This window comes from Streptomyces odontomachicola (assembly GCF_039605595.1).
GTDB lineage: Bacteria > Actinomycetota > Actinomycetes > Streptomycetales > Streptomycetaceae > Streptomyces.
In genome coordinates this window covers 79515-103630 of record NZ_JBCFOK010000015.1, presented here as the reverse complement: position 1 = coordinate 103630, position 24116 = coordinate 79515, and the positions used below count along the sequence as shown (strand labels likewise).

30 protein-coding genes, 3 tRNA genes and 1 pseudogene are annotated in these 24116 nt (G+C 70.9%); 15 read left to right on the top strand and 19 right to left on the bottom strand.

Going from position 1 to position 24116, the window contains the following annotated elements; genetic code table 11:
• Nucleotides 1-17 precede the first annotated feature (17 nt).
• The 9 genes and pseudogenes from ABEE00_RS25855 to ABEE00_RS25815 all read right to left on the bottom strand — a co-directional run bounded on the left by ABEE00_RS25855 (nucleotide 18) and on the right by ABEE00_RS25815 (nucleotide 4022).
• Nucleotides 18-386, bottom strand: a complete 369-nt coding sequence (locus tag ABEE00_RS25855; RefSeq protein WP_345748061.1) for an RRQRL motif-containing zinc-binding protein — start codon at nucleotides 384-386, stop codon at nucleotides 18-20.
• The gene (locus ABEE00_RS25850) at nucleotides 386-1210 is read right to left on the bottom strand and encodes a protein spdB (RefSeq protein ID WP_345748177.1); all 825 of its coding nucleotides are present in this window, start codon (nucleotides 1208-1210) and stop codon (nucleotides 386-388) included. Before ABEE00_RS25850 ends, ABEE00_RS25855 begins: the two co-directional genes overlap by 1 nt.
• A 50-nt stretch (nucleotides 1211-1260) precedes the next feature.
• On the bottom strand, nucleotides 1261-1560 hold the full coding sequence (locus tag ABEE00_RS25845; RefSeq protein WP_345748060.1) for a hypothetical protein: 300 nt from the start codon (nucleotides 1558-1560) through the stop codon (nucleotides 1261-1263).
• A gap of 326 nt (nucleotides 1561-1886) precedes the next feature.
• Nucleotides 1887-2291, bottom strand: a pseudogene (locus ABEE00_RS25840) (NUDIX domain-containing protein); the annotation flags it as partial.
• Nucleotides 2288-2875 (bottom strand): hypothetical protein, encoded by a 588-nt coding sequence (locus tag ABEE00_RS25835; protein ID WP_345748059.1) that lies wholly within the window; start codon nucleotides 2873-2875, stop codon nucleotides 2288-2290. The gene ABEE00_RS25835 and the pseudogene ABEE00_RS25840, both read right to left, overlap by 4 nt.
• Entirely contained in the window at nucleotides 2872-3069 is a 198-nt protein-coding gene (locus ABEE00_RS25830) for a hypothetical protein (RefSeq protein WP_345748058.1), read from the bottom strand. The genes ABEE00_RS25835 and ABEE00_RS25830 overlap by 4 nt, the downstream gene beginning before the upstream one ends.
• Complete coding sequence (locus ABEE00_RS25825) at nucleotides 3066-3512, bottom strand: Pycsar system effector family protein (protein WP_345748057.1); 447 nt, start codon at nucleotides 3510-3512, stop codon at nucleotides 3066-3068. Before ABEE00_RS25825 ends, ABEE00_RS25830 begins: the two co-directional genes overlap by 4 nt.
• On the bottom strand, nucleotides 3509-3772 hold the full coding sequence (locus ABEE00_RS25820; RefSeq protein ID WP_345748056.1) for a DUF6284 family protein: 264 nt from the start codon (nucleotides 3770-3772) through the stop codon (nucleotides 3509-3511). The genes ABEE00_RS25825 and ABEE00_RS25820 overlap by 4 nt, the downstream gene beginning before the upstream one ends.
• Nucleotides 3773-3863: 91 nt before the next feature.
• Nucleotides 3864-4022, bottom strand: a complete 159-nt coding sequence (locus ABEE00_RS25815; RefSeq protein WP_345748055.1) for a hypothetical protein — start codon at nucleotides 4020-4022, stop codon at nucleotides 3864-3866.
• Nucleotides 4023-4519: 497 nt separating this feature from the next.
• On the opposite strand from ABEE00_RS25815, the gene ABEE00_RS25810 reads away from it, so the two are divergent.
• A complete protein-coding gene (locus tag ABEE00_RS25810; protein ID WP_345748054.1) occupies nucleotides 4520-5665 on the top strand; it encodes an NsdA family TPR-like regulatory protein in 1146 nt (381 codons plus the stop codon).
• Here ABEE00_RS25810 and ABEE00_RS25805 read toward each other — a convergent pair.
• Nucleotides 5646-6440 carry an NUDIX domain-containing protein gene (locus ABEE00_RS25805; RefSeq protein ID WP_345748053.1) on the bottom strand — a complete coding sequence of 265 codons (795 nt, stop codon included), beginning with the start codon at nucleotides 6438-6440 and terminating at the stop codon, nucleotides 5646-5648. The two genes, ABEE00_RS25810 and ABEE00_RS25805, sit on opposite strands and share 20 nt — an antisense overlap.
• A 180-nt stretch (nucleotides 6441-6620) precedes the next feature.
• Here ABEE00_RS25805 and ABEE00_RS25800 point away from each other — a divergent pair, with 180 nt between their 5' ends.
• Nucleotides 6621-7184, top strand: a complete 564-nt coding sequence (locus ABEE00_RS25800) for a hypothetical protein (protein ID WP_345748052.1) — start codon at nucleotides 6621-6623, stop codon at nucleotides 7182-7184.
• A gap of 230 nt (nucleotides 7185-7414) precedes the next feature.
• Here the strand turns inward: ABEE00_RS25800 and ABEE00_RS25795 are convergent, their stop codons facing one another.
• Together ABEE00_RS25795 and ABEE00_RS25790 are read right to left on the bottom strand one after the other, a co-directional pair.
• Complete coding sequence (locus ABEE00_RS25795; protein WP_345748051.1) at nucleotides 7415-8083, bottom strand: NAD(P)H-binding protein; 669 nt, start codon at nucleotides 8081-8083, stop codon at nucleotides 7415-7417.
• 73 nt (nucleotides 8084-8156) lie between these two features.
• Nucleotides 8157-9404 carry an amidohydrolase family protein gene (locus ABEE00_RS25790; RefSeq protein ID WP_345748050.1) on the bottom strand — a complete coding sequence of 416 codons (1248 nt, stop codon included), beginning with the start codon at nucleotides 9402-9404 and terminating at the stop codon, nucleotides 8157-8159.
• Nucleotides 9405-9703: 299 nt separating this feature from the next.
• Between ABEE00_RS25790 and ABEE00_RS25785 the strand changes: the two genes are divergently transcribed.
• The 6 genes from ABEE00_RS25785 to ABEE00_RS25760 all read left to right on the top strand — a co-directional run bounded on the left by ABEE00_RS25785 (nucleotide 9704) and on the right by ABEE00_RS25760 (nucleotide 12383).
• Nucleotides 9704-9776: transfer RNA gene (locus ABEE00_RS25785), tRNA-Thr, on the top strand.
• Nucleotides 9777-9822: 46 nt separating this feature from the next.
• Nucleotides 9823-9895, top strand: a tRNA-Met gene (locus ABEE00_RS25780).
• Between the two features lie 89 nt (nucleotides 9896-9984).
• Nucleotides 9985-10149: a 50S ribosomal protein L33 gene (gene rpmG / locus ABEE00_RS25775; protein ID WP_345748049.1), complete on the top strand. Its 165-nt coding sequence runs from the start codon at nucleotides 9985-9987 to the stop codon at nucleotides 10147-10149.
• Between the two features lie 158 nt (nucleotides 10150-10307).
• Complete coding sequence (locus ABEE00_RS25770; protein ID WP_345748048.1) at nucleotides 10308-10772, top strand: MaoC family dehydratase N-terminal domain-containing protein; 465 nt, start codon at nucleotides 10308-10310, stop codon at nucleotides 10770-10772.
• A gap of 5 nt (nucleotides 10773-10777) precedes the next feature.
• Nucleotides 10778-11212 carry a MaoC family dehydratase gene (locus tag ABEE00_RS25765; protein WP_345748047.1) on the top strand — a complete coding sequence of 145 codons (435 nt, stop codon included), beginning with the start codon at nucleotides 10778-10780 and terminating at the stop codon, nucleotides 11210-11212.
• Between the two features lie 115 nt (nucleotides 11213-11327).
• On the top strand, nucleotides 11328-12383 hold the full coding sequence (locus tag ABEE00_RS25760) for a UDP-N-acetylmuramate dehydrogenase (protein ID WP_345748046.1): 1056 nt from the start codon (nucleotides 11328-11330) through the stop codon (nucleotides 12381-12383).
• 61 nt (nucleotides 12384-12444) lie between these two features.
• Here ABEE00_RS25760 and ABEE00_RS25755 read toward each other — a convergent pair whose 3' ends face one another.
• A complete protein-coding gene (locus ABEE00_RS25755; RefSeq protein WP_345748045.1) occupies nucleotides 12445-13092 on the bottom strand; it encodes an NAD(P)-dependent oxidoreductase in 648 nt (215 codons plus the stop codon).
• A 48-nt stretch (nucleotides 13093-13140) separates the two neighbouring features.
• On the opposite strand from ABEE00_RS25755, the gene ABEE00_RS25750 reads away from it, so the two are divergent.
• Nucleotides 13141-13791 carry a TetR/AcrR family transcriptional regulator gene (locus ABEE00_RS25750; RefSeq protein WP_345748044.1) on the top strand — a complete coding sequence of 217 codons (651 nt, stop codon included), beginning with the start codon at nucleotides 13141-13143 and terminating at the stop codon, nucleotides 13789-13791.
• Nucleotides 13792-13859: 68 nt separating this feature from the next.
• On the opposite strand, the gene ABEE00_RS25745 is transcribed toward ABEE00_RS25750, so the two are convergent.
• The 6 genes from ABEE00_RS25745 to ABEE00_RS25720 all read right to left on the bottom strand — a co-directional run bounded on the left by ABEE00_RS25745 (nucleotide 13860) and on the right by ABEE00_RS25720 (nucleotide 20054).
• Entirely contained in the window at nucleotides 13860-15194 is a 1335-nt protein-coding gene (locus ABEE00_RS25745) for an NAD(P)/FAD-dependent oxidoreductase (RefSeq protein ID WP_345748043.1), read from the bottom strand.
• Nucleotides 15191-15385: a ferredoxin gene (locus ABEE00_RS25740; RefSeq protein ID WP_345748042.1), complete on the bottom strand. Its 195-nt coding sequence runs from the start codon at nucleotides 15383-15385 to the stop codon at nucleotides 15191-15193. Before ABEE00_RS25740 ends, ABEE00_RS25745 begins: the two co-directional genes overlap by 4 nt.
• A gap of 68 nt (nucleotides 15386-15453) precedes the next feature.
• On the bottom strand, nucleotides 15454-16689 hold the full coding sequence (locus tag ABEE00_RS25735) for a cytochrome P450 (RefSeq protein WP_345748041.1): 1236 nt from the start codon (nucleotides 16687-16689) through the stop codon (nucleotides 15454-15456).
• 155 nt (nucleotides 16690-16844) lie between these two features.
• Complete coding sequence (locus ABEE00_RS25730) at nucleotides 16845-17528, bottom strand: TetR/AcrR family transcriptional regulator (protein ID WP_345748040.1); 684 nt, start codon at nucleotides 17526-17528, stop codon at nucleotides 16845-16847.
• Nucleotides 17529-17638: 110 nt separating this feature from the next.
• Entirely contained in the window at nucleotides 17639-18682 is a 1044-nt protein-coding gene (locus ABEE00_RS25725; protein WP_345748039.1) for an adenosine deaminase, read from the bottom strand.
• Between the two features lie 133 nt (nucleotides 18683-18815).
• Nucleotides 18816-20054, bottom strand: a complete 1239-nt coding sequence (locus ABEE00_RS25720; RefSeq protein ID WP_345748038.1) for a pyridoxal phosphate-dependent aminotransferase — start codon at nucleotides 20052-20054, stop codon at nucleotides 18816-18818.
• Nucleotides 20055-20294: 240 nt separating this feature from the next.
• On the opposite strand from ABEE00_RS25720, the gene ABEE00_RS25715 reads away from it, so the two are divergent.
• The 6 genes from ABEE00_RS25715 (at nucleotide 20295) to rplJ (ending at nucleotide 24025) form a co-directional block, all read left to right on the top strand.
• Nucleotides 20295-20367, top strand: a tRNA-Trp gene (locus tag ABEE00_RS25715).
• A 107-nt stretch (nucleotides 20368-20474) separates the two neighbouring features.
• Nucleotides 20475-20756, top strand: a complete 282-nt coding sequence (gene secE / locus ABEE00_RS25710) for a preprotein translocase subunit SecE (RefSeq protein WP_345748037.1) — start codon at nucleotides 20475-20477, stop codon at nucleotides 20754-20756.
• Between the two features lie 77 nt (nucleotides 20757-20833).
• Nucleotides 20834-21694 (top strand): transcription termination/antitermination protein NusG, encoded by an 861-nt coding sequence (gene nusG, locus ABEE00_RS25705; protein WP_345748036.1) that lies wholly within the window; start codon nucleotides 20834-20836, stop codon nucleotides 21692-21694.
• 187 nt (nucleotides 21695-21881) lie between these two features.
• A complete protein-coding gene (gene rplK / locus ABEE00_RS25700) occupies nucleotides 21882-22316 on the top strand; it encodes a 50S ribosomal protein L11 (protein ID WP_345748035.1) in 435 nt (144 codons plus the stop codon).
• Between the two features lie 128 nt (nucleotides 22317-22444).
• On the top strand, nucleotides 22445-23167 hold the full coding sequence (gene rplA, locus ABEE00_RS25695) for a 50S ribosomal protein L1 (protein ID WP_345748034.1): 723 nt from the start codon (nucleotides 22445-22447) through the stop codon (nucleotides 23165-23167).
• A gap of 294 nt (nucleotides 23168-23461) precedes the next feature.
• Nucleotides 23462-24025, top strand: coding sequence for a 50S ribosomal protein L10 (gene rplJ, locus ABEE00_RS25690; RefSeq protein WP_345748033.1), 564 nt, complete (start codon nucleotides 23462-23464; stop codon nucleotides 24023-24025).
• Nucleotides 24026-24116 lie beyond the last annotated feature (91 nt).

The window sequence follows — 24116 nt, the reverse complement described above, 5'->3', positions numbered from 1 at the left end:
GACTCCTGTCAGGGGGTTCAGGCAGCGGCCTGCACGGCAGGCGGGTAGGCGCAGGTCACGCACATGCCGAGTGAGGCGGGGATGCAGTAGCCCGCGTCTGTGCCGCAGTTGGGGCAGGTGCGGCGCGCGGTCATCGCCGCGGCCAGCGCGCGGGCGCGGCCCGGCGTCATCGGCCGGACCGGCTTCGCGGCGTCGATGCGGTAGAGGTAGGCCACCAGCGGCGCCCGCCGATGCCGGGCACGGAGGACCTGCGCGACGACGGGCTGACCGCCGGGCCGCAGGCCGCGGGCGCGTAACTGACGGCGGGTGGCGTAGCCCTCCGGGGCCAGGCCCCAGGGGAAGGTGGGTATGCCGTAGGTGGCGCCGGTGGGGTCGTCGCCGAACATCAGGCGGCCACGCGCTTCCAGGCGGCCCGTAGGTTCACCTCGGAGGCGGCGTGTCCGGCGGCCCGGAAGCGACCCGCCATCTGCCGGTAGGAGAGCGGGGGCGTCTCGCTGCGGCGGATCTCATCCACGAGAGCGTCCAGCGCCTCGTCGGGGGGCTCGGGCGCCGCCTCCAGTGCGGGTACGGGTTCGGTCGGCCCCCACACCGGGAGTTCCCAGCGGGGTGTGACGCCGGGTGTGACGGGGGTCGTCACGCTGGTCAGCGCCCTGCCGGTGTCCTCGCGCTCGCGGGCCGATTCCAGCGTCGACCACGCCTCGGCGAGGGTGGTGGCGGTCTTCGCCTGCACCCTCGCGACCCGGGCACCGGCCGCGGTGACCGCGGTCAGCCGGGTCTCCTCCGAGCCTGCTTCGGCGCGCAGCCGGGCGCGGGCCACGGCCGCCTCGTCCCGTGCCTCCTGCTGGATGCCCGCGATGGCCTCCAGCGCGGATGCGGTGAGGGCGGTGCGCTCCCACAGGGTGTGGACGAGCCACAGTGCCTTGGCCGCCAGCGGCAGCCATGCCACCGCCAGCCACGCCCCCACCGATGTCTCGGCGGTGAGGGCGTGGGCGACCAGCACGCCGGAGGCGATGGCGCCGAAGACCCAGCCGACCACGGTCACCGGAGTGCTGTGGTCGCCCTGGGCGGCGAGGCGGCGTTCGTAGGCGAGGGTGGCCAGCCAGGCCCCGTCCAGTCCGAGGCCGACCAGCAGCGCGACGGGCCAGGGCGTCACGGCCCCGAGCCACATCACCACCACGGCCAGGGTGAGCACCATGGACACGGTGGTCATGGCCACGGCCGGGCCCACGGTCTTGGCGTTGCGTGCGTGCTGCTGCCAGTTCACAGTGCACCTCCCGCATGCGCGTTCAGCAGGGTGAGCAGGTAGTGGGCCAGTGCGGGGGTGCCGACTTCGAGCTGCGGCCAGGGGCAGCAGTCGTAGACGCCCTCCTCGTCCCGCACCTCGTGCGGTGTGCCCTCGTAGAGGCGTCCGTGCTCGGGGCTCTCGCAGACCAGGGCCACGCCGGGCTGGTAGTCCAGCGACACCAGCCGCCAGTGCAGCGTGAGGCCGCGGTCGTTCATTGCGCACAGCTCGGCCACCGCCGCATGCCGCGCGGCGACCGCCTCCTGACGGGTGCTCATCACTGCCTCCTCGCCTGGTGCGGGTCGGGGGTGGTGGGCTGGAGCCAGGCGTAGGGCGGCAGGGTGCCCGCCGCCTTGAAGGTGCGGATGGCCGCGCCGTCCGGGGCGTCGGGGAGGGCGTAGACCCGGGCCCCGTTCAGCGAGGCGAGCATGCGCGCGGCGTGGTGCTCGCAGCCGTCCGCCCCGGCCCCGGAGCGGTCCACGACGGTCACCGCGACCGGACCCTTGCAGCCGCTCGGGTCACCGGGGTGCGCGGCACCGCACCGGCCGGTGCCGGTCTCGGCCGCGACCTGACGGGCGTATCCGGCGGCGAGCCGCTGCCGCCATGCGGTGTGCAGGATCTCGCCGTGGTCGAACGCCAGGCCCTCACCCGGCGCGTCCAGCGGGACCCACCGCACGGCGGCGGCGTCATCCCCGGCCCGTGCCACAGTGTCGGCGGGGACGGTGACCGCGTACGCGACGCTGACGTACCGCCCGCGCGGATCGCGGTCGGGGCGGTCATAGACGCCGATCAGAGTCAGGTCGTCCGGGGCGACCGCGACGCCGGTCTCCTCCTCCAGCTCCCGCGCAGCCGCCGCCCGGGAGGTCTCGCCGGGGTCGACGTGACCGCCCGGCAGCGCGAACTGCCCCTGGTGGGGCGGCCAGCCCCGCTCGATCAGCAGGACCCGACCGTCCTCGGTCACCGCCACCACATCGGCGGTGTAGCGGATGGTCTCGACGTTGTCGCTCATGCAGCCACCGCCTGAATCGGAGTGTTGGTGAGTCCCGTGAGGTCGGCGATGTCCTCGCCGCTCAGCACGGTGTGGATGTTCATGGCGTGGGCTACCGCGCGGATCTGCGGCCACAGCCGCGTGACCTTGCGGCGGGCCATGCCGCGCACCATGCCCCAGGACTTGCCGCCCGCGGGCACGTGGTCGCGGCCGAGCCGGTGGCCGAGCTGGCCGAGGATGGCGATGGCCTGGTCCCGGTCGTGCTCAGCCGCGCACGCGGCGGCGGCCTGCGGGGTCCACAGACCGGAGAGCAGCAGGTGGTGGGCGTGGGCGAGTTCGCCGGCAGCGGCCTGCGCGGCGAACTGCCAGGGCGGCACGGTGTCCACGGTCAGGTAGGTGATGCCGGTGAGCAGCCAGCCGCCGTCGTCGGTGTCCTGGTCGATGACCTCGCTGGACTGCACATACAGCCCGTAGGCCATCGACAACACCGCATGCCCGGCCTCGTGATACGCCGTCCCCAAGCGGGTCTGCACGCGGGTGAGGGGCGTCTCCAACGTCGGCCGCTGCTCGGGCAGAAGCTCCGGTGCCATAGCTGTCGTGGTCATCGCTGCCCCCGCTGCTTGCCGAGTCGGAACCAGAACAGAACCCAGCCGGCGAACTGCACCGCGCCGCCGACGGCGACGAGGACGAGGAGCCGTTCGCGGCCGGTCACGTACCGGGCGGTGACGGCCGCGGCCATGAGCAGCGCACCGACGAGGATGAGGAAGAGGGGAAGCCCGGTGGGCGACGTGCTCTTCATGCCGCACCCCCGGCGGTGAGGAGGGCGGCCAGCAGCAGGGGGCCGCCGGTGGCGAGGGTGAGGTTCACCGCGACCTGGAGGCCGCGCATCTTCGCCACCACGATCCGGGAGAGCGCCACGGTGTGGGCGGCCGTGCAGTCGCGGGCCAGCTCCTCCGTCAGCTCCTCGGCGGTCAGCTCGGCCCAGCGCGGGAAGCCGACCTGCGCGGCCGTCGGGGAGATCCGGGGCCGGACCACGAGCAGCAGGAGCGTCACCGAGGCCAGCAGCATGGCCAGCCCCACGCCGCCGGCGAACCGGGCGGCCAGCGGCACCCACGGCTGCGATCCCAGGCTCCACACGCCGGCCAGCGCGACACCGTTGAAGGCGAGCAACAGTGATGCCTTGGTGTCGGTGCGGGCAATCTCCGCCTTGACCTCAGACTTGGCGTCCGTCACCGCGCTCATGCCGCACCCCCGGTGGCCTCGGTGGTCTGGTTGGCCAGGTCCCGGCGGGCGGCCAGCAGGCGGCGCTGGGCGCGGCGGATGCGCTGCCGGTCCAGCTCCGACGGGGTGCGGTCGAGGGTGGTGATGTGCGCGTCCAGCAGCTCGACGTCCGCCGTGATGACGGGCATCTCGCGCTCGATGGCGTCCAGTTCCGCGGCCGTCGGCTCGCGGTCGGGATCGGCGGCGGTAACAGCCGCCTGAACAGTGCCGATGTACTGCATGGGTCGTGTTCCTCTCAGCATGGGTGGCGACCCGACAGCGGCCCCGGTGTTCCAGCACCGGGGCCGCGCCATATGTCAGTTGGGTCGAGGTTCAGCGGTTGCGCAGGATCTCCTCGGTGCGGGCGTTGACCTTCGCCAGCGCGTCGTCGACCGCCTGCCGCTGGGCTTCGCGCTCCTGCACGATCTCGGCCGTGCGGCGTTCCACGGCGGCCAGCGCGTCATCGACGATCTGATCGGGGGTGCGGGACATACGTGCCTCCGGTAGTGACTCGGTTCTGCCTGGTGATCGGTGGGGAGCGGAAGTACCTCTTCGGCGCTTCGACGTGCGGCGACTCCTCTCAGCTCGACTCCAGTACGTGCACTGCAAGGGGGGCTCGTGTCCCCCACCCTCCGGCCGTTGCTCGCGGTCACCGGGCCACCTCGCCAGTCGGGCCGTAGCCCTGTCCCCTGGCCTTCAGCGGGATTGCAGCGTCCCCGCCTTCTGCTCCGCACCGTCGAAACCGAGGGCTTCGTCTGGTGCGCACCAGTAGAATGCATCTGGTGCGCACCAGAGTCAAGCGTCTGAGGTGATTCCTCGTTGCCGCTCAACTTCGGCGCACTTCCAGAGAAAGCCCTGGTGAGGGGGCCGCGGTAGCCAACAGAGGTTCATGTGAGAGGAGTTAAGAGAGCTGTTAACCCCTGACGACCTGCGCATATGTAGGGCATGCTGCTGAAGGCAGCACCGAAGCAAGGCCGAGGACGAAGCACATGAGCAACGCACTACGCGCCACGCGAGAAGCGCAGGGCATGTCGCAGGATCGGCTCGTTCACGCGATCGAGGTGCACGCGCGAAAGCACGGAATCGAGGTGGCCAGCACGGCGAGCCTGAAGGTCTACGTCTCAGAGTGGGAGAACGAAAAGGGGCGCAAGATCAATGACAGGTACGCCAAGATCCTTCGCGCAGTTCTAGGCGTCACAGATGCGGAACTGAGGGGGCAACAGCTCATCTCAGAACCGATGAAGCCGCCGTCCACCGACGGCTATGACGATCTACTCGACCGCATCGACTCGGCCCGCAGCGTGAGCCAGTCCATGGTGAAGACGTTCGAGGACCAGACGGAGCTGCTACGCACCATGGACCGCCAGATGGGCGCGGCGAGCTTGGTGGACCAGATGGGCAACCACCTCTCCACCCTTGAAGAAGCGCTCACCTTCGCCGTTCTTCCGGATACCCGGAAGCCGGTAGCTCTCGCGCTGACCGGCGCCGCTTCACTCGCAGCGTGGCAGGCCCTTGATGGCGGGTTCGTGGAAAGGGCCTGGCGGCGGTACGAACTGGCGAAGCGCGCTGCTCAAGAGGCCGACGCCCCCATGTACCTCGCACACGCCACGGGGGAGCAGGCGTACGTGCTCGGGGAAGCCGGCCGCGTAGACGACGCTGTATCGCTCGTCCGGTATGCGCGTGAGACCGGCGGAGAGCGACTGTCACTGCGGCTCCGGGCCTGGCTACACGCTGCCGAAGCGGAGCTCTGCGCGAAGGCCGGTATGCCCGACGATTGCCGTCGCGCGCTGGAAAGGGCAGCCGCGTGCCTCCCGGAAGATGGGGAGACACGCGACCCCGACCTGCTCAGCGTCTTCCTCAACCACGGCCACATGACCCGATGGCGTGGCAACGTACTGGCCCTGCTCGGCGACGACGAAGCGGTGAGCAATCTGTACGACGCGCTCGAAGCTGTTGACCCGACCTTCGTCCGAGCACAGGCTGGCGTGCGCTGCGACCTCGCCCAAGCCCACCTTGCACGCGGCGAGCCCGACCAGGCGCAGCAGCATCTCCGGCAGGCGCGACTACTGGCGAAGCGGACCGGCTCCGTACGTCAGCAGCGACGTGTCGACCTGCTTACTCAGCCTCGCTCGTAGGCGGGGGAAGCTGCCCGCGGTTGGCCAGCAGGTAGTTGAGGGCAACGAGCGTGCCGGCGCCCATGAGTTCGCCCTGGGCCATGAGTCCGCGCACGTCGCTGAGCGGCACCCATTCGACGTGGCCGGCCTCCTCGGCGTCGGTCGGCTCCCCGATGCGCTCGGCGCCACGGCCGATGTAGACCTCGTGCGGAGAATCGACCATCCCGATCATGGGCTGGAACGTCGAGATGTGCTTTAGCTTCCCCGGACGCCAGCCGGTCTCTTCCTCCACCTCGCGGGCCGCGGTGGCCTTCGGGTCTTCACCAGGGTCCACGATGCCCCCGGGGAGCTCCCAGCCGAACACCTGCGGCACGAAGCGGTACCGCCACAGCATCAGCACCCGGTCCTTGTCGTCGACAACAGCCGCGATGGAGACGTGATGCAGTCGCACGACGTGGTGCTCGAACCGCTTTGCGCCGGGTGGGTCGACATCGACGAGGTCGAGGTTCACCCACCGATTTTCGTAGACACTCCGCTCACCGTGGATCTTCCACGGCTGCACGCCCGTGGGTCGTTTGACGCTGACTCCCCCGGCGACGCGGTACGAGCTACGGCCGAAGACCTCTAGCAACCCCTCGCTGACGAGACGCGCCAAGACCTGGCGCAGTGCCGTCCGCCTTACGGGAAGGATGGCCTCCAGTTCGCGCTCGCTGGGGATCTTCTGTCCAGGCTTCAGCTCTCCAGAATCAATCCACCCTCGGATCGTGTAGTACGCCTCTGTGGACTGCGGTCCCATGCTCGGAGAGCCCTCCCGGGTCGTCGACTGGTGCGTGCCAGCGTAACGGGGAGGGGGAGAGCAAGGCAGTGCTGTCAATCGGGGCCTCCAGTCATAGTTGTGCGGGGCACGACACGTCAGGCAAGCGCACCCGCGGGCATGAGGCGGGGAAGATCGCAAGCCTCTGGGCGAGAGGGCGGTATGGATCAGGGATTGGCTGGACTGCTTGCTGGCGCCGCCGGCCTCGTAGGTGCTGGCATCGGTGGACTTGCGACTGCCTACGGCGCTCGTATCGGAGCTGAGAAGACAATCGAAGCTGCACAGACCCAGGTGGAAAAGCAGTCGCAGGCGGAGCATCGTCACTGGGTCCGTGAACAAAGAAAGCAAGCGTGTGTCGGCTTCATGGAGGCGCTCGACACGTGCATGTTGCTGATGGCCCCTGTTACGGCACAGATCGGGCGCAACTCACCGGTTTCGGAAGATGCGATTGAAGCGTTTGATGCTGCTGTCACAGACCTGACTGTTGCATCTGCCCAGTTGCAACTGTGGGGCCCCGACAGCCTCTTTGATAAGGCTTGGCAGCTCGTCGCGGCAGTGGGCGTGTCCGGCCGCTCGATACGTACTTGGCCCGGTGTCCAGGCGGACGGTGATTCTGCAGCCGTCAGAGAGCATCAGGAGGACTGTGACGCCAAGTCCGAGAGCGTGGGCAACAACAGGCTCGCCTTCGTGGCCGCTGTGCGAGAGACGCTTGCATCTGACCACTGAAACGGTGGGGGATCGAGGTACTGTTCCCCCACTTGTCCCCCACGGGGTTAAGAGTGAAGGGAACATGCAGGTCGAGACGGTTAGACGCGGCCCGCTGTAAATCTGCCGGCTCAGCCTTCCTAGGTTCGAATCCTAGCGCCGCCACAGACTGGGAAAAGGCCCCCGACTCCACGAGTCGGGGGCCTTCTCTTTGTGCCCGGGTCTGTCCGTGCCCCGTGAGCCGGCGCCGCTCAGCCGCTCACCGCCGCGACCGCCTCCTGGATCGGCGTCCCGCCGCCGATCATCTCCAGGGTCCGGCCCGCCGTGCCCGGCGCGTCCAGCAGGGCCACCAGCACCGCTGCCACGTCGTCGCGGGTCACCTCGTCCCGCCCGGTCCGCTCGCCCAGCCGTACGAGGCCCGTCCCGGTGTCGTCGGTGAGCCGCCCCGGACGCAGCACCGTCCAGTCGAGGTCGTCGCGGGCGCGCACGGCGTCGTCGGCCGCGCCCTTGGCCCGCAGGTACGTGGCGAAGACCGGGTCCATGCCCTCGGGCGTCCCCTCCAGGTGCGCGTCCGCGTTCATGGCGGAGACCACCAGGAACCGCCGTACGCCCGCGCGTTGTGCCGCGTCGGCGAAGAGCAGCGCGGCGTCCCTGTCCACCGTCTCCTTGCGCCCGGCGCCGCTGCCCGGGCCCGCGCCCGCGGCGAAGACCGCGGCGTCCGCGCCCTCCAGATGCTTCGCGACCTCCTCCACGGAGGCCGACTCCAGGTCGCACACCACCGGCTCGGCGCCCGCCGCGAGCAGATCGCTCGCCTGCTCGGGGCGCCGGATGATGCCCGCCACCTCGTCTCCGCGCCCGGCGAGCAGCCGCTCCAGCCGCAACGCGATCTGACCATGTCCACCAGCGATAACAGTGCGCATGTCACCGACCGTACGCCTGCCGACACGTCAGCCGTACGACCCGCCCCGGCCGTTCACCGCGCGGGGAGCGGGTTCAGCCCTGCGCCTGCCGCGGCAGGTCGAGCTCGCCCGCCGCGCTGAGATCGCAGAACTCCCGTACGGCGCTGGTCCGCGCGACCACCCGCCCGCGGTGCACCACGACCCTGCTGTACGCGAGCGAGAGCGCGCCGGCGACGTCCGTCCCGCGCACCGCCAGCAGCTCGGCCGGAAAGCCCGCCTCGACCCGTACGGCGGGAAGCCCCATCGCGGCCCGCGCACCGGCGCTCACCGCCTCGTACGCGGTCTCGGGGCGTGCCTCCCCGCGCGAGGCGAGCAGATAGGCGGCGCCCAGCGGATCGCCCCTGCCGACCGGGTTGGCGGCGTCCCGCAGCGCACCGCTGCCCGCGGCGACGGGCACTCCGGCGGAGGTCAGCAGCCGTACGGGCGGCACCCCTGAGGCGGCGCCCGGTGAACGGCGGTCCAGCGCGCCGCAGTTGCCCTGCGGCAGGCAGACCACGGTGACGCCCGCGGCGGCGAGCTGGTCGGCGGCGCGGGCCGCGGCCTCCTGCGGCAGCCGCGCGAGCCCGCCGCACGGCCCGATCGTCACGCCGGGCCGCAGCCCTCCGGCGGCCGCGGCCAGGCGGGCGAGCCGCGCGGGTTCGTCGCCCTCGGTGTGCAGGTCCACGGCGCAGCCGTGGTCAGCGGCGATCTCCAGCACCGCGTCCACATAGCCGCCGGGGTCCGGGTCGAGGTCGGGGCAGCCGCCCACCACCGTGGCCCCGGCCTTGACCGCGTCCCGCAGCATGGCCAGGCCCTCGGCCCCCGCGACCCCGGTGAGCAGCCGCGGCACGGCGACGGCCTCCAGCTCGGTGAGGCCGTACAGCGTGTGCCGGGCGCGCAGCACCGCCTCCAGCGCGCTCAGCCCGGCCACGTCGCCGATGTGCACATGGGTGCGCAACGCGGTGGCGCCGTGGCCGAGTTGGAGCAGCGCGGCCTCGGTGGTGCGCTGCTGGATCTCCTCGGGCGCCGCGCCCGGCGGTCCCGCGGGCCCGGGGCGCTCGGCGGTCAGCGCGGTGTCGTAGTGCGCGTGCGGCTCGGCCGGCGCGGGCAGCAGCAGATAGCCGGACAGATCGACCCTGGCACCCTCGGGCGGCAGTTGGCCCGGCGCGAGGCTGCCCTCGGTGCCGACCGCCTCGATCCGCCCGCCCCCGATCCGTACGTCGACGGTGCGGCCGTCGGCGAGGCGGGCCCCGCAGAGCAGCAGCGGGGGAGCGGTCGGTTCCTGGGGCGGGCTGTCGGCCATCGGACTCCCCGGCTCGGGCTCGGTGGTTCGGCGGGCGGTGCGCGGTGCGTGGTGCTCGCGCGGCGCGGCGGTGCCTCCGCGCGGTGCGCGTGCCGCGCGGGGCGCGCGTCAAGATCACGCGATGCGGAACGAGCCTAGGACGGGTCGGGTGCACCGGCGAGGAGGAGCCGAATAGTCGTACTGGTGTGGTGTGCGGGGCAGTTGAGAGACACTGCGGTGCGCGGGAAGCGGAGGTGGCGAGGGCCGCGCCCATACCGATTTCACCTTCGGCGGCCAAGCGTGTAATGTCTTCATCGCTCGCCCCAATAGCTCAGTCGGCAGAGCGTCTCCATGGTAAGGAGAAGGTCAGCGGTTCGATTCCGCTTTGGGGCTCTGATGTGAGAGGTCACCCGTCGGAAGACGGGGGCCGCCGCATCGCGGCGGTGTAGCTCAGTCGGTAGAGCAAGCGGCTCATAATCGCTGTGTCACCGGTTCAAGTCCGGTCACCGCTACTTCACCGACAGTAGCCGGTTGTAGGCTCGGTCCTCCGATCGGCTACTCTTTCTGTGTTCGATCCATCCGTTCGTCAAGGAGCACTCGCGTGGCTACCACCGACGTCCGCCCGAAGATCACGCTGGCCTGCGTGGAGTGCAAGGAGCGGAACTACATCACCAAGAAGAACCGGCGTAACAACCCGGACCGTCTTGAGATGAAGAAGCACTGCCCGCGCTGCAACGCGCACACCGCGCACCGCGAGACGCGCTGAAGCAGAGCGCTCAGCCGAGGCCATCCCCGTAGCCGGGGGTGGCCTCGACGTGTTGACGGGCCCGGTGAAGCGCGCATTCCGCCTCCGGTTTCCCGCAGATGTTCCGCTGTGTATTCCGCAGTCCGCATTCCTCACCAGCCGCAGGAGGTGCTGCGCCCATGGCGCTCGACCAGTCCTTCGTCGGGCGGAGTTATCCGCCCACCCGTCCCTATGAGGTGGGCAGGGAGAAGATCCGCGAATTCGCGGAGGCCGTCGGCGACGGAAATCCCGCCTACACCGACAGGGAAGCGGCGAAGGCGCTGGGCCACCCCGATGTGATCGCCCCGCCGACCTTTGTGTTCTCCATCACCTTCCAGGCCGCCCAGCAGGTCATTCAGGACCCGCAACTGGGGCTGGATTACAGCCGGGTCGTGCACGGTGATCAGAAGTTCGCCTATGCGCGCCCGGTGCGCGCCGGCGACCGGCTGACCGTCACCTCGTACATCGAGGGCGTGAAGTCCCTCGCGGGGAACGACATTCTCGACGTGCGCGGCGAGGTGCACGACGAGTCGGGCGAGCTGGTGGTCACCGCCTGGACGAAGCTGGTCTCGCGGGCGGCCGACCCCGCGACCGAGGGGGCGTGAGAGGCATGACGGCGAAGATCGCGTACGCGGACGTGGAGAAGGGCACCGAGCTGCCCGCGCAGTCCTTCCCCGTGGACCGGGCGACCCTGGTGCGCTATGCGGGCGCCTCCGGCGACTTCAACCCGATCCACTGGAACGAGCGGTTCGCCAAGGAGGTCGGGCTCGACGACGTGATCGCGCACGGCATGTTCACCATGGCCGAGGCGGTCCGCGTGGTCACCGACTGGACAGGCGACCCGGGCGCCGTCGTCGAGTACGGAGTGCGCTTCACCAAGCCGGTCGTGGTGCCGGACGACGAGAAGGGCGCCGTGATCGAGGTCTCAGGCAAGGTCGCGGAGAAGCTCGACGACGAGGCGCGCACCGTGCGCGTCGACCTGACCGCGACCAGCGCGGGCCAGAAGGTGCTGGGCATGTCCCGCGCCGTGGTCCGGCTGGCCTGACGGCCCGTTGGCTCCCGCCGGGGAAGCACGGGACGCACCGGACGTACGAGGGGTACGAGGCGTACGGGGTGTGCGCGCGGCGGGTCCGCACGCGCCCTCTCGTACTCTTGAGCGCGTGCAGGAACGTAACGACGCCCCCCTCGCCCCGCTGACCACCTTCCGGCTCGGCGGTCCCGCCGCACGGCTGGTGACCGCCGCCACCGACGACGAAGTGATCGCCGCGGTGCGGGAGGCCGATGAGAGCGGCACTCCGCTGCTGCTCATCGGCGGCGGCAGCAATCTCGTGATCTCGGACGCGGGCTTCCCCGGCACCGCGCTGCGCATCGCCACCTCGGGCTTCGCCCTCGACGGCGAGACGCTGGAGCTCGCCGCGGGCGAGAACTGGTCGGACGCCGTTGCCCGTTCGGTCGAGGCGGGCCTCGCGGGCATCGAGTGCCTGGCGGGCATCCCCGGTTCGGCGGGCGCCACCCCGATCCAGAACGTCGGCGCGTACGGGCAGGAGGTCTCCTCCACGATCACCGAGGTCGTCGCGTACGACCGGCGCGCGGGCGAGACGGTGACGCTGACGAACGAGGAGTGCGGCTTCTCCTACCGGCACAGCCGCTTCAAGGCCGACCCGGAGCGCCATGTGGTGCTGCGGGTCCGCTTCCGTCTCGAGGACGCGGGCGGGATGTCCGCTCCGCTGAAGTACGCGGAGACCGCGCGGGTCCTGGGGGTCGAGCCCGGCGACCGGGTGCCCGCGGCGACCGCGCGGGAGACGGTGCTCAAGCTGCGCGCCGGCAAGGGCATGGTGCTGGACCCCGAGGACCACGACACCTGGTCGGCCGGCTCCTTCTTCACCAACCCGGTGCTGAGCGACGCCGAGTTCGAGGCGTTCACGGCGCGGGTCACCGAGCGGCTCGGCGCGGATGTGGCCGCGCCCGCCTTCCCCGCGGGGGAGGGGCTGACCAAGACCTCGGCGGCCTGGCTGATCGACAAGGCGGGCTTCACCAAGGGGTACGGCGAGGGTCCTGTACGGATCTCCACCAAGCACACCCTGGCACTCACCAACCGCGGCGACGCCGCCACCGAGGACCTGCTCGCCCTCGCGCGCGAGGTGCGCGCGGGCGTGTACGAGGCGTTCGGTGTGACGCTCGTCAACGAACCGGTGACGGTGGGCGTCAGCCTCTGAGCGGGGTCCCCGGCGTCGGAGTCTCCAGCGCTGGGGTCCTCGGCGCCGGTCTCGGCCGGCCTCAATAGGCCACGCACACCGCCTGCTTGTACGTGGCCTTGTCCTCGGTCATCGCCAGCATCGCGTGGGCCAGGTCGGCGCGGGCGACCTTCTGCGCGCCGCGCACGTTGGCGCCGGTCGAGGTCCGGTATTCGCCGGTCACCGGCTTGTCCAGCAGCATCGGCGGCCGTACGACGGTCCACTCGGTCGCGCTGCCGCGGATCTCCTCCTCCATGACGGCGAGGTCCGCGTACACCTGCCGGAACACGCGCTTGATGACCGGCAGCACCAGCCGGCGTGTGAGGAGGCTCTCGTCCTCGGCCGGCCGGCCCAGCGGCGCGGCGCTCACCGCGAGGAAGCGCCGCGCGTCCGTCGCCTCCATGGCGCGCAGGATGGTGCGCACGCCCTCCGAGGTGACGGTCGTCGGCTTCCTGTCGGGCGGGCCGAGCGCGGAGAACACCGCGTCCCTGCCCTCGACCGCGCCGCGCAGCGCGTCCAAGTCCGTGTCGGGGCCGGTGACTTGGGCGGTCACCACATCCAGCCGCTCGTGCCGCACGGGAAGCCGAGCCGGGTCCCGTACGACAGCCGTGACCTGGTGTCCGGCGTCCAGTGCCTGACGGACCAGCTCCTTGCCCGTGCCGCCTGTCGCGCCGAAGACGGTGTAGCGCATGGCGTTCCCCCTAGTGGGTGAGCATTCACTTACCACTAGGGTGAGTGAATGCTCACCGGAAAGTCAACGCGTACCCGCATCCTCGATGCCGCGGAGCAGCTCATGCGCGGCATCGGCCTGGCGCGCGCCACCACCAAGGAGATCGCGCGCGCGGCCGGCTGCTCGGAGGCCGCGCTCTACAAGCACTTCTCCAGCAAGGAGGAGCTGTTCGTGCAGGTGCTCAAGGAGCGGCTGCCGCGCCTCAACCCGCTGCTGGACGAGCTCAATTCGGCGCCGGCGAGGCGGCCGGGCGAGTGCGGCCCCGGGGGCGCGGAGGACCCCGAGGCGCGCCCCGTACGGGAGAACCTGCTGGAGGTCGTGCGCCAGGCCGCCCTCTTCTACGAGAGCTCCGTGCCGATCGCGGCCTCCCTCTACGCCGAGCCCCGGCTCAAGGAGCGGCACTACAAGGCCGTCGCCGAGATGGGCGCGGGGCCCGAGACGCCCGTGCGGAGCCTCGCCGACTACCTCAGGAGGGAGCGCGGCGCGGGACGGCTGCGCCCGGACGCCGACCCGGAGGCGGCGGCCTCCCTGCTGCTGGGCGCCTGTGCGCAGCGGGCCTTCGTGAGCGACTTCGCCCGTACGACGGGGAAGGAGGAGCAGGGGCTGGAGGAGTTCGCGGTGTCGCTGGTGGACACGGTGCTGGGCGGGATCGGGGGCTGAGCCCCTAAGGGGTCCCTGCCCGTAGGGGTCTCCCGGGGTGGGCCTTGCCCCTAGGGGCCACCCTCCCCCTAGGGGGTCGGCAGCTCGTTCACCGCGGCCTTCCACTCCCGTTGCTCGGCCACCAGTGCCCGCAGCCCCCGCATCTGGCGTGGGGCGATGCCGATGCCCAGTACCCCGAGAGCGCGGCCGCCCTCCCCGTAGAGGGCGACGGCGCTGAGCGGGTCCGTGCCGAGCACCCGTACCTCGGTGCGGCCCGCGTTCCCGGTGAGGTGCCCGTACGACTGGAGCTTGAGGCCGAACTGGTCGGACCAGAAGTACGGCACGGGCGTGAACTCCCGGCGCTCACCGAAGCGTTCGGGATCCAGCTCGGCGAGCAGGTTGCGGGCGGCGGCCATGCCCTGCTCGGTGGCGTTCATCCGGTGCTCGACCCGCAGCGCGCGCCCCAGCGTCCGGTGCTCCCAGCGGGCCACGTCGCCCGCCGCGTAGACGCCGGGCGCCGCGGCGCAGTACACGTCGCAGCCCACGCCCGCCGCGGCGCCGGCGTCCAGGCCCGATCCCTCCAGCCAGTCGACCGCCGCCTCGGAGCCGACGGCGGCCAGCACGGTGTCGGCCTCCACCACGGAACCGTCGTCCAGCCGGACCCCGTAGGGGGAGCCGTAAGGGTCGCCCTCACCCTGGGGCGATGTGTGTACGGGGCCCACGACCCGCCGTCCGCCGCGGAGCTCGACCCCGTGGCTCCGGTGCGCCTCGGCGAGGAGGGCGCCGACCTCGGTGCCCAGCACGCCTTCCATGGGTACGGTGCCCGATCCCACAAGGGTGACCTCGTGGCCCAGCTCCCGTGCGACGGCGGCGGCTTCGGCGCCGAGCACGCCCATGCCGGCGACGGCCACCCGGCGCCCTGGTGCGGACAGCCGTTCCCGCAGCGCGAGCGCGTCGTCGAGGGTGCGGAGCAGGAGCGCTCCGCCGCTGCTGTCGCCACTGCCGCTGTTGTCCCGGTCGCCGTCTCCGGGCAGCGGCCTGGCCCGTACCCCCGTGGCGATCACGACACCGGCGCACTCCAGCACGCTGCCGTCGTCCAGGCTCACCTTGCGCGCCCCCGCGTCCAGCGCGGTCGCGCGGGTGCCGAGCCGGAGGTCGAGGTCCAGCGCGGCGAGCTTCTCGGCGTCCCTGAGCGCGAGCCGACCGGGCTCCCACGCGCCGCTGAGTAGCTGCTTCGACAGCGGCGGCCTGTCGTAGGGCAGGTGCGGCTCGTCGCCGACGAGGGTGATCGCGCCGTCCCAGCCCGCGCGCCGCAGGGCCTCCACCGCGGCCAGTCCTGCGGCCGAGGCACCGACGACCGTGATCCGTGCGCTGCTCCGCGTACCCGTACCGGGGCCCGCCGTGGCCGTCCGGCCCGCGCTCATTCGGCGATCTCGATCACGGCCGCGGGGCAGATGGCCGCCGCCTCGCGCACCGCGTCGTGCTGCTCGGCCGGCGGCGCCGCGTCCAGCAGCTCGACGATGCCGTCCTCGTCGCGCTGGTCGAAGACCTCGGGCGCGATGAGCACGCACTGCCCGGCGGCGCAGCACTTGTCGGCGTCAAGGGTGATCTTCATGGGGTTCTCCTTCGAGTGATGCTGAGGGTGCGGGAGCCGTGGGGCTGGGGGAGCGGAGGGGCGAACCCTCACCAGGTGACCGGCAGTGCGTGGCAGCCGTAGATGGCCATGTCGGTGCGGAACGGCACCTCGTCCAGCGGGGCGGCGGGCCGCATCCCCGGGAACCGGCGCAGCAGCGTGCCGATCACCACCTGGAGCTCGGCCCGCGCGAGGGCCTGCCCGAGGCACTGGTGGATGCCGTAGCCGAAGGCCACGTGGTGCTGCGCGTTGGGCCGGCACACATCGAGCCGGTCGGCTTCGGCGAAGGTCTCCTCGTCCCTGTTGGCCGAGGGAACGGCGACGATCACGCCCTCACCCGCGCGGATGACCGTCCCGTTGATCTCCACGTCCTCGGTGGCGGCGCGCCGCGGCCCGTTCCTGATGATGCTGTGGAAGCGCAGCAGCTCCTCCACGGCGCCGCGGATCAACGACGGGTCCCGCCGCAGCAGTTCAGCCGTCTCAGGGTCCCGCATCAGGGTCAGCGCGCTGAGCCCGATCATGTTCGCGGTCGTCTCGTGCCCGGCGACCAGGAGCAGCGCGGCGAAGGCGACCAGCTCCTCGTGGCCGAGCTCGTCGTTCGCCTCGCGCTCGGTGATGAGCCTGCTGAGGATGTCGTCGCCGGGCTGCTCGCGCTTCGCGTTCACCAGGCCGTTCAGGTACGCGCTCAGCTCGCCGCGCGCGACCTGCCGCTCGTCCTCGTCGATCTCCCGCGAGAGCAGCCGCCCGGTCAGCCGCTGGAACAGCTCGTGATCCTCGTACGGGACGCCGAGCAGCAGGCTGATGGCCAGCGAGGGCAGCGGGAGCGCGAGCGCCTGCACCAGGTCGACGGGGTGCTCGGACCGGTCGGCGCGCTCCATCGCGTCGCACAGCTCGTCGGTGAGCTGCTGGAGCGTGGGGCGCATCGCCTCGACCCGCTTGACCATGAAGTCCCTGGTCACCATGCGGCGCAGCCGGGTGTGCTCGGGCGGGTCCATGCGGATGAAGCCGCGCACGGGCGCGGAACCGGCGCGCGCGCCGCCGGTCATGCCGCTCAGCGGGTAGCCCGTCCTGGTGGTGTCGGAGCTGAACCGCTGGTCCCCGAGGATCGCCCGCACATCCGCGTACCGCGTGGCCAGCCAGGCCCAACTGCCGTCGGGCAGCGAGACCTTGGACAGCGGTTCCTCGGTACGCAGGCGGTCGAGCCCGGCGGGAGGGTCGAACGGGCAGCCGGCGGGCGGTTCCACGGGCAGCGGGGCGAAACCGGAGACGGGTTCGGTGGTGGTCATGCCGCTCCTTCGGAGGCTGAACTAACACGCGTTAGCTTACGCATGTATCGCGACGGTACACCTCGCCGGGGAAGGGCAGAGCAGCCTTTAGATCAGCGCAAAAGCGCGCCAAAAAGGGCAGAGCGGAACGGGAGTTGGAAAAAGAAAGGGGGAGCTCAGCCCTCCAGCAGGAGCCCCAGCAGCTCGTCCACGAACGCGTCCAGCCGCGCCGGATCCTTGCGCCGCGGCATCACGTGCCACAGCGACACCCGCCCGTGCACGGCGGACCAGAGCACGTACGGAGCCTCCTGGGGCGAGGCGCGCACCCGGAAGCCGGCCTCCTCGCAGCGCTCCAGCGCGCGCTTCCACCCCTGCACCAGCACCCGGGCCGGATGCTCCGGCAGCCGCTCGGGGCCCACGGGGGTCTGCGAAGTGGCGTACATCAGGCGGTACTTGGCGGGGTGCTCGGTCGCGAAGCGGCAATAGGCGCGCAACTGCGCGCGCAGCCTGTCCACCGGGTCGTCCTCGGGCGCCGCGGCGTCCGCCGCCTGCATGGCCTCGGCCAGCCGGTCGTAGCTCACCGCGAGCGTCGCCCACACCAGCTCGGTCTTGTCCGAGAAGTGCCGGTAGATACTCGGCGCCGCGATGCCCGCCTCTCTCGCCACGGCGCGCAGCGACAGCGCGTCCTCGCTGCCGACCTGCTCCAGCAGCCGCTCGGTGGCGACGAGCAGCTCCTCGCGCAGCCGGTCGCCCTGACCGCGCGGATTGCGGGTGCGCGCGGCCGCCGGACGTCCCGCGCCCGCCGTCCCGGGCCCCGCACCCTCCGGCTCCGTACGCCCCGAATCCGTACGCTCAGCCACCGCTCGTCCACCTCCGCACTGCGGCCACCCACCGTAGCCGCCGCCACTGACAACGCCGTACGCAGGACGCGAAGCCGCAGGCGGGAGGCGGCGGGCCCGTACGGGAGGTGCTAGCCCTCGGTGCCCGGGCCGGCCAGCCACGCGTCGATGTCGGCCAGCACGCCGGCCCGCACGTCCTCGGGCATCGCGGAGGCCCGCACCGACTGCCGCGCGAGCTCGGCGAGCTCACCGTCCGTGAAACCGTGGGCCGCGCGCGCGATCTCGTACTGCGCCGCGAGGCGCGAGCCGAACAGCAGCGGGTCGTCGGCGCCCAGCGCCATCGGCACCCCGGCGTCCCACAGCTTCCTGAGCGGCACGTCCTCCTGCTTGTCGTACACGCCGAGCGCCACGTTCGAGGCCGGGCACACCTCGCAGGTCACGCCGCTCTCCGCGAGCCGCGACAGCACCCGCGGGTCCTCGACGGCCCGCACGCCGTGCCCGACGCGCTGCGCGCACAGGTCGTCCAGGCAGTCCCGCACACTCCCGGGGCCGTTCAGCTCGCCCCCGTGCGGCGCCGCCAGCAGGCCACCCTCGCGCGCGATGGTGAACGCCCGGTCGAAGTCCCGTGCGAACCCGCGGCGTTCGTCGTTGGAGAGCCCGAAGCCCACGATCCCGCGGTCCTTGTAGCGCACCGCGAGCCGCGCGAGGGTACGGGCGTCCAGCGGGTGCTTCATGCGGTTGGCCGCGACGAGGACGCGGATGCCCAGCCCTGTGTCGCGGGACGCCAGCTCCACGGCGTCCAGGATGATCTCCAGCGCGGGCGTCAGACCGCCCAGCCGGGGCGCGTACGAGGTCGGGTCCACCTGGATCTCCAGCCAGCGCGAACCGTCCCGCACATCCTCCTCTGCGGCCTCCCGCACCAGCCGCCTGATGTCGTCGGGCTCCCGCAGACAGGACCTGGCGATGTCGTACAGCCGCTGGAAGCGGAACCACCCGCGCTCGTCCGTGGCGCGCAGCTTCGGCGGCTCGCCGCCGCTCAGCGCCTCGGGCAGGTGGACGCCGTACTTGTCGGCGAGCTCCAGCAGCGTTCCCGACCGCATCGATCCGGTGAAGTGCAGATGCAGATGGGCCTTCGGCAGCTCATGGAGATCACGGAGGTCACGGACGCTTTCCATCCGAAGATCCTGCCGCACGCACCGCGCACACCGGAAGGCGCTTCCCCGAACGAGCCCTTGCCCGAACACGAACTCGGGCGGGCACCCGCCGAGTTGGCAGGTGCCCGCCCGAAAAAGGCAGCGGGGGAAACGCTCAGTCGCGCGCCTCGGCCAGCAGCTTCTGCATCCGCGAGATGCCCTCGGCCAGGTCCTCGTCGCCGAGCGCGTAGGACAGCCGCAGGTAACCCGGCGTGCCGAAGGCCTCGCCCGGCACCACCGCGACCTCGGCCTCCTCCAGGATCAGCTCCGCCAGCTCCACGCTGGTCGCCGGGCGCCTGCCCCGGATCTCCTTGCCCAGCAGGCCCTTCACCGACGGGTACGCGTAGAAGGCGCCCTCCGGCTCGGGGCACACCACGCCGTCGATCTCGTTCAGCATCCGCACGATCGTGCGACGGCGCCGGTCGAAGGACTCCTTCATCTTCTCGACCGCGTCCAGGCTGCCGGAGACCGCGGCGAGCGCCGCCTGCTGCGCGACGTTGCTGACGTTGGAGGTGGCGTGCGACTGCAGGTTGGCCGCGGCCTTGACCACGTCCTGCGGGCCGATGATCCACCCGACACGCCAGCCGGTCATCGCGTACGTCTTGGCCACGCCGTTCACGACGATGCACTTGTCGCGCAGCTCGGGCACCACGACGGGCAGCGAGCTGAACCGGGCGTCGCCGTACACCAGGTGCTCGTAGATCTCGTCGGTCAGCACCCACAGGCCGTTCTCGGCGGCCCAGCGCCCGACGGCCTCGACCTGCTCGCGCGGGTAGACGGCGCCGGTCGGGTTGGACGGCGAGACGAAGACCAGCACCTTGGTCTTCTCGGAGCGCGCGGCCTCGAGCTGCTCGACGGTGACCCGGTAGCCGGTGGACTCGTCGGCCACCACCGGCACCGGCACGCCGCCCGCGAGCCGGATCGACTCGGGGTACGTGGTCCAGTACGGGGCCGGGACGATGACCTCGTCGCCCGGGTCCAGGATCGCGGCGAAGGCCTCGTAGATGGCCTGCTTGCCGCCGTTGGTGACCAGCACCTGCGAGGCCTCGACCTCGTAACCGGAGTCGCGCAGCGTCTTCGCGGCGATGGCGGCCTTCAGCTCGGGCTGGCCGCCGGCCGGGGTGTAGCGGTGGTTCTTCGGGTCGCGGCAGGCCTCGACCGCCGCCTCGACGATGTAGTCGGGCGTCGGGAAGTCGGGCTCGCCGGCGCCGAAGCCGATCACCGGCCGCCCCGCGGCCTTGAGCGCCTTCGCCTTGGCGTCCACGGCGAGCGTCGCCGACTCGGAGATCGAGCCGACCCGCGCCGATACGCGTCGTTCGGTGGGGGACTGTGCAGAGGGAGTCGCAGCGGTCATGGAGGCATGTTCCCAGACCGCCGTGTCGCAGGGCACCGGGGTTTACGGACCGTATCCGCGCCGCCCCGCACGGGCCCCGGAAACCACGGCGCCGACCCCTGGCCAGGACCGCCCCGCAGGTACCTGTTCGACGCTCGGCGACGGAACACGTACACTCCTACGTCGTTGGCCCTCACCGACCGCGGTAGCCGCGATGGCGCCCAGCATCCTTGCGGATGGGGTAGGTTGAGGGAACCACAAAGGGTCGTAGCTCAATTGGAAGAGCACTGGTCTCCAAAACCAGCGGTTGGGGGTTCGAGTCCCTCCGGCCCTGCTCCACACATCGTCACCTAGGTGTGTGCTTGCGTACGTACTGAATTGCACCGCCGTGCGGCCGGGCCGGACGCCGCAGGGCACACGACCCGGATCAGGTGAGGACGAGTGACGGAGATCACGGATACCACCGAGGTCCCCGAGCCCGGAGGGTCGTCGGCCGGCAAGAAGCCGCGTCGTGGCGGAAAGCGCGGGAAGAAGGGCCCCTTCGGCCGCCTCGCACTTTTCTACCGCCAGATCATCGCGGAACTGCGCAAGGTCGTCTGGCCCACTCGGAGCCAACTCTCCACGTACACCTCAGTGGTGATCGTCTTCGTCGTCATCGTCATCGCCATGGTGACCGTGATTGACTATGGGTTCACCAAGGCCGTGACGTTCGTCTTCGGCTAGAAGCACCCGCGGAGGCGCACCGTCCCGCGGTGCTTTCCGCATGTTCGACCCCTTGAAGCCAGGAAGAAGCAGCCACCGTGTCTGACCCGAACCTGAACGACGCCGTCGAGCCCTCCGAGGGCGATGACACCGCGCGCGACATCGTCGAGGCGGCGGACAGCGTCGACCAGGCGGAAGCTGCCGACGCAGCGGCTGGCGAGGCCGCCGAGGAGTCCGCTCTGCACGTCGAGTCCGACGAGGCTGCCGACGCGGTCGCGGAGACCGAAGAGGACGTGACGGAGGAGACGGCCGAGGCCGCCGAGCAGGAGCCGGCCGACCCGATCGCCGAGCTCCGCCAGGAGCTGCGCTTCCTCCCCGGCGAGTGGTACGTGATCCACACCTACGCGGGCTATGAGAACCGCGTGAAGACCAACCTCATGCAGCGCGCCGTCTCGCTGAACGTCGAGGACTTCATCTTCCAGGCCGAGGTGCCGCAGGAGGAGGTCGTCCAGATCAAGAACGGCGACCGCCGCACCGTCCGGCAGAACAAGCTTCCCGGTTACGTCCTCGTCCGCATGGACCTCACGAACGAGTCCTGGGGCGTCGTCCGCAACACCCCGGGCGTCACCGGCTTCGTGGGCAACGCGTACGACCCGTACCCGCTGACCCTCGACGAGATCGTCAAGATGCTCGCCCCCGAGGCCGAGGAGAAGGCGGTCAAGGCCGAGGAGAAGGCCGAGGAGGGCAAGCCCGCGGGCGGCCCGAGCCGCAAGGTCGAGGTCCAGGTGCTGGACTTCGAGGTCGGCGACTCGGTCACCGTCACCGACGGCCCCTTCGCGACCCTGCAGGCCACGATCAACGAGATCAACGCCGACTCGAAGAAGGTCAAGGGCCTGGTCGAGATCTTCGGCCGGGAGACCCCGGTCGAGCTGAGCTTCGACCAGATCCAGAAGAACTGACCCGGCCCAGGCCGGTCGGCACCTCTTCACAACACAGCTTCCGGACAGGTCAGGCGGACTTTTCACAGGCCGCCTGACCTGCTCGGTTTCAGCGCGCGGCACGGTACGGGCTATCGTGGCGCGGTATGCCTCCGTCCGGATGACGGATGGAGGGCGAATCACCTCTCACTAGGACCCGGAGAGAGTTATGCCTCCCAAGAAGAAGAAGGTCGCGGGGCTGATCAAGCTCCAGATCCAGGCCGGCGCCGCCAACCCGGCCCCGCCGGTCGGCCCGGCGCTGGGTCAGCACGGCGTCAACATCATGGAGTTCTGCAAGGCCTACAACGCGGCCACCGAGTCGCAGCGCGGCTGGGTCATCCCGGTGGAGATCACGGTCTACGAGGACCGCTCCTTCACCTTCGTGACCAAGACCCCGCCGGCCTCGAAGATGATCCTCAAGGCCGCCGGCATCGAGAAGGGCTCCGGCACCCCGCACACCAACAAGGTCGCCAAGATCACCCGCGACCAGGTGCGCGAGATCGCCAACACCAAGATGCCCGACCTCAACGCCAACGACATGGACCAGGCCGAGAAGATCATCTCGGGCACCGCGCGTTCCATGGGCGTGACCGTCGAGGGCTGACGGCTCTTCCGTCGCCGAGGCTCACCGCCCCGGCAACCGTGGCAGGGCCAGGCGCTGGCCCGGGGACCACGACTCCGTATCCGTCCCGCGGCGACGACTGACCGCGGGGACAACTGCCAGGAGCAGAAGTGAAGCGCAGCAAGACCCTCCGCAACGCGGACGCCAAGGTCGACAAGACGCGGCAGTACGCGCCGCTCGAGGCCGTGCGTCTGGCCCAGGAGACCTCCACCGCCAAGTTCGACGCGACCGTCGAGGTCGCCTTCCGCCTGGGTGTCGACCCGCGCAAGGCCGACCAGATGGTCCGCGGCACCGTGAACCTGCCGCACGGCACCGGCAAGACCGCCCGGGTCCTGGTCTTCGCGACCGGTGACCGTGCCGCGGCCGCGGAAGCCGCGGGGGCCGACATCGTCGGCTCCGACGAGCTGATCGACGAGGTCGCCGGCGGCCGTCTGGACTTCGACGCCGTCGTCGCCACCCCGGACCTCATGGGCAAGGTCGGCCGCCTCGGCCGCGTGCTCGGTCCGCGTGGTCTGATGCCGAACCCGAAGACCGGCACCGTCACCCCGGACGTCGCCAAGGCCGTCGGCGACATCAAGGGCGGCAAGATCGAGTTCCGCGTGGACAAGCACGCGAACCTCCACTTCATCATCGGCAAGACGTCCTTCACCGAGCAGCAGCTCGTGGAGAACTACGCCGCCGCCCTGGAGGAGATCAACCGCCTCAAGCCCTCCGCGGCGAAGGGGCGTTACATCAAGAAGGCCGCCCTGAGCACCACCATGGGCCCGGGCATCCAGGTCGACCCGAACCGCACCCGGAACCTCCTCACCGAGGAGGACCCGGCCGCGGTCTGACGGCCTGCGAGTTCGCCGTGACGAACGGCCCCGGAAGCGAATTTGGAGCTTCCGGGGCCGTTCGCGTATTGTCTACATGAAGCCAAAGACCGCTGGTCGCTGCCGCACTCAGAAAGAGAGTCGGCGGCCGAAGGATCCGCTAGCTGCGGACGGCCTGCGCAGGTGACTTGAGGAAGAACTCCCGAGGCATTCGCTGTCCCGGTCGAGCCACGCCCCATGCGCCTGCGCAGGGGCGTTTCGTTTTGTCCAGCCCCTTCCGAGCGGTCCTCATCACCCGGAAGGAGGCCGAGGCTCATGGCGCGAGAGCAGGTCGCCCCTGAAAAGATCGCCGCCGTTGAGGAGATGACGGACAAGTTCCGGAACTCCAACGCCGCTGTGGTCACCGCGTACACCGGGCTGTCCGTGGCCCAGCTCCAGAAGCTGCGCCGCTCGCTCGGTGAAGGCGCTCAGTACCGTGTGGTGAAGAACACGCTGACCAAGATCGCGGCCAATGAGGCCGGGATCAGCGAGCTGGACGAGTTCCTGGTGGGCTCGTCGGCCGTCGCCTTTGTGACCGGTGACTCGGTCGAGGCGGCGAAGGGTCTCCGTGACTTCGCCAAGGAGAACCCCGCCCTGGAAATCAAGGGCGGCATCGTCGACGGCGCGCTCTACAGCGCCGGCGACCTCAAGAAGCTCGCGGACCTCGAGTCCCGCGAGGTGCTGCTCTCCAAGCTGGCGGGCGCGATGAAGGGTTCCATGGCCAAGGCCGCGGCAACCTTCGAGGCCCCGCTCACGAAGTTCGCCCGCACCGCGGACGCGCTGCGCAGCAAGGTCGAGCAGGGCGGTGCCGATACTTCGGCTCCCGCCGAGGCCGAGTAACGCGCCTTCGCGCACTATCCGGTCGCAGCGGGCCGGCAAGCCCGCCGAAATGAGACATCCGGCACCAGCCGACTTAGTGGAAGGACCGCCA

Bases quoted from the DNA above. Each gene is read 5' to 3' on its own strand.
- ABEE00_RS25820 (WP_345748056.1), bottom strand. From the start codon at position 3,772: ATGCAGTACATCGGCACTGTTCAGGCGGCTGTTACCGCCGCCGATCCC.
- rplJ (WP_345748033.1), top strand. From the start codon at position 23,462: ATGGCGCGAGAGCAGGTCGCCCCTGAAAAGATCGCCGCCGTTGAGGAG.
- ABEE00_RS25810 (WP_345748054.1), top strand. From the start codon at position 4,520: ATGAGCAACGCACTACGCGCCACGCGAGAAGCGCAGGGCATGTCGCAG.
- ABEE00_RS25815 (WP_345748055.1), bottom strand. From the start codon at position 4,022: ATGTCCCGCACCCCCGATCAGATCGTCGATGACGCGCTGGCCGCCGTG.
- ABEE00_RS25750 (WP_345748044.1), top strand. From the start codon at position 13,141: ATGCTCACCGGAAAGTCAACGCGTACCCGCATCCTCGATGCCGCGGAG.
- ABEE00_RS25765 (WP_345748047.1), top strand. From the start codon at position 10,778: ATGACGGCGAAGATCGCGTACGCGGACGTGGAGAAGGGCACCGAGCTG.
- ABEE00_RS25855 (WP_345748061.1), bottom strand. From the start codon at position 386: ATGTTCGGCGACGACCCCACCGGCGCCACCTACGGCATACCCACCTTC.
- ABEE00_RS25790 (WP_345748050.1), bottom strand. From the start codon at position 9,404: ATGGCCGACAGCCCGCCCCAGGAACCGACCGCTCCCCCGCTGCTGCTC.
- ABEE00_RS25805 (WP_345748053.1), bottom strand. From the start codon at position 6,440: ATGGGACCGCAGTCCACAGAGGCGTACTACACGATCCGAGGGTGGATT.
- ABEE00_RS25845 (WP_345748060.1), bottom strand. From the start codon at position 1,560: ATGAGCACCCGTCAGGAGGCGGTCGCCGCGCGGCATGCGGCGGTGGCC.
- ABEE00_RS25770 (WP_345748048.1), top strand. From the start codon at position 10,308: ATGGCGCTCGACCAGTCCTTCGTCGGGCGGAGTTATCCGCCCACCCGT.
- ABEE00_RS25825 (WP_345748057.1), bottom strand. From the start codon at position 3,512: ATGAGCGCGGTGACGGACGCCAAGTCTGAGGTCAAGGCGGAGATTGCC.
- ABEE00_RS25830 (WP_345748058.1), bottom strand. From the start codon at position 3,069: ATGAAGAGCACGTCGCCCACCGGGCTTCCCCTCTTCCTCATCCTCGTC.
- ABEE00_RS25740 (WP_345748042.1), bottom strand. From the start codon at position 15,385: ATGAAGATCACCCTTGACGCCGACAAGTGCTGCGCCGCCGGGCAGTGC.
- ABEE00_RS25850 (WP_345748177.1), bottom strand. From the start codon at position 1,210: ATGACCACCGTGTCCATGGTGCTCACCCTGGCCGTGGTGGTGATGTGG.
- ABEE00_RS25745 (WP_345748043.1), bottom strand. From the start codon at position 15,194: ATGAGCGCGGGCCGGACGGCCACGGCGGGCCCCGGTACGGGTACGCGG.
- ABEE00_RS25795 (WP_345748051.1), bottom strand. From the start codon at position 8,083: ATGCGCACTGTTATCGCTGGTGGACATGGTCAGATCGCGTTGCGGCTG.
- rplK (WP_345748035.1), top strand. From the start codon at position 21,882: ATGCCTCCCAAGAAGAAGAAGGTCGCGGGGCTGATCAAGCTCCAGATC.
- ABEE00_RS25720 (WP_345748038.1), bottom strand. From the start codon at position 20,054: ATGACCGCTGCGACTCCCTCTGCACAGTCCCCCACCGAACGACGCGTA.
- ABEE00_RS25835 (WP_345748059.1), bottom strand. From the start codon at position 2,875: ATGACCACGACAGCTATGGCACCGGAGCTTCTGCCCGAGCAGCGGCCG.
- ABEE00_RS25735 (WP_345748041.1), bottom strand. From the start codon at position 16,689: ATGACCACCACCGAACCCGTCTCCGGTTTCGCCCCGCTGCCCGTGGAA.
- ABEE00_RS25725 (WP_345748039.1), bottom strand. From the start codon at position 18,682: ATGGAAAGCGTCCGTGACCTCCGTGATCTCCATGAGCTGCCGAAGGCC.
- ABEE00_RS25800 (WP_345748052.1), top strand. From the start codon at position 6,621: ATGGATCAGGGATTGGCTGGACTGCTTGCTGGCGCCGCCGGCCTCGTA.
- ABEE00_RS25755 (WP_345748045.1), bottom strand. From the start codon at position 13,092: ATGCGCTACACCGTCTTCGGCGCGACAGGCGGCACGGGCAAGGAGCTG.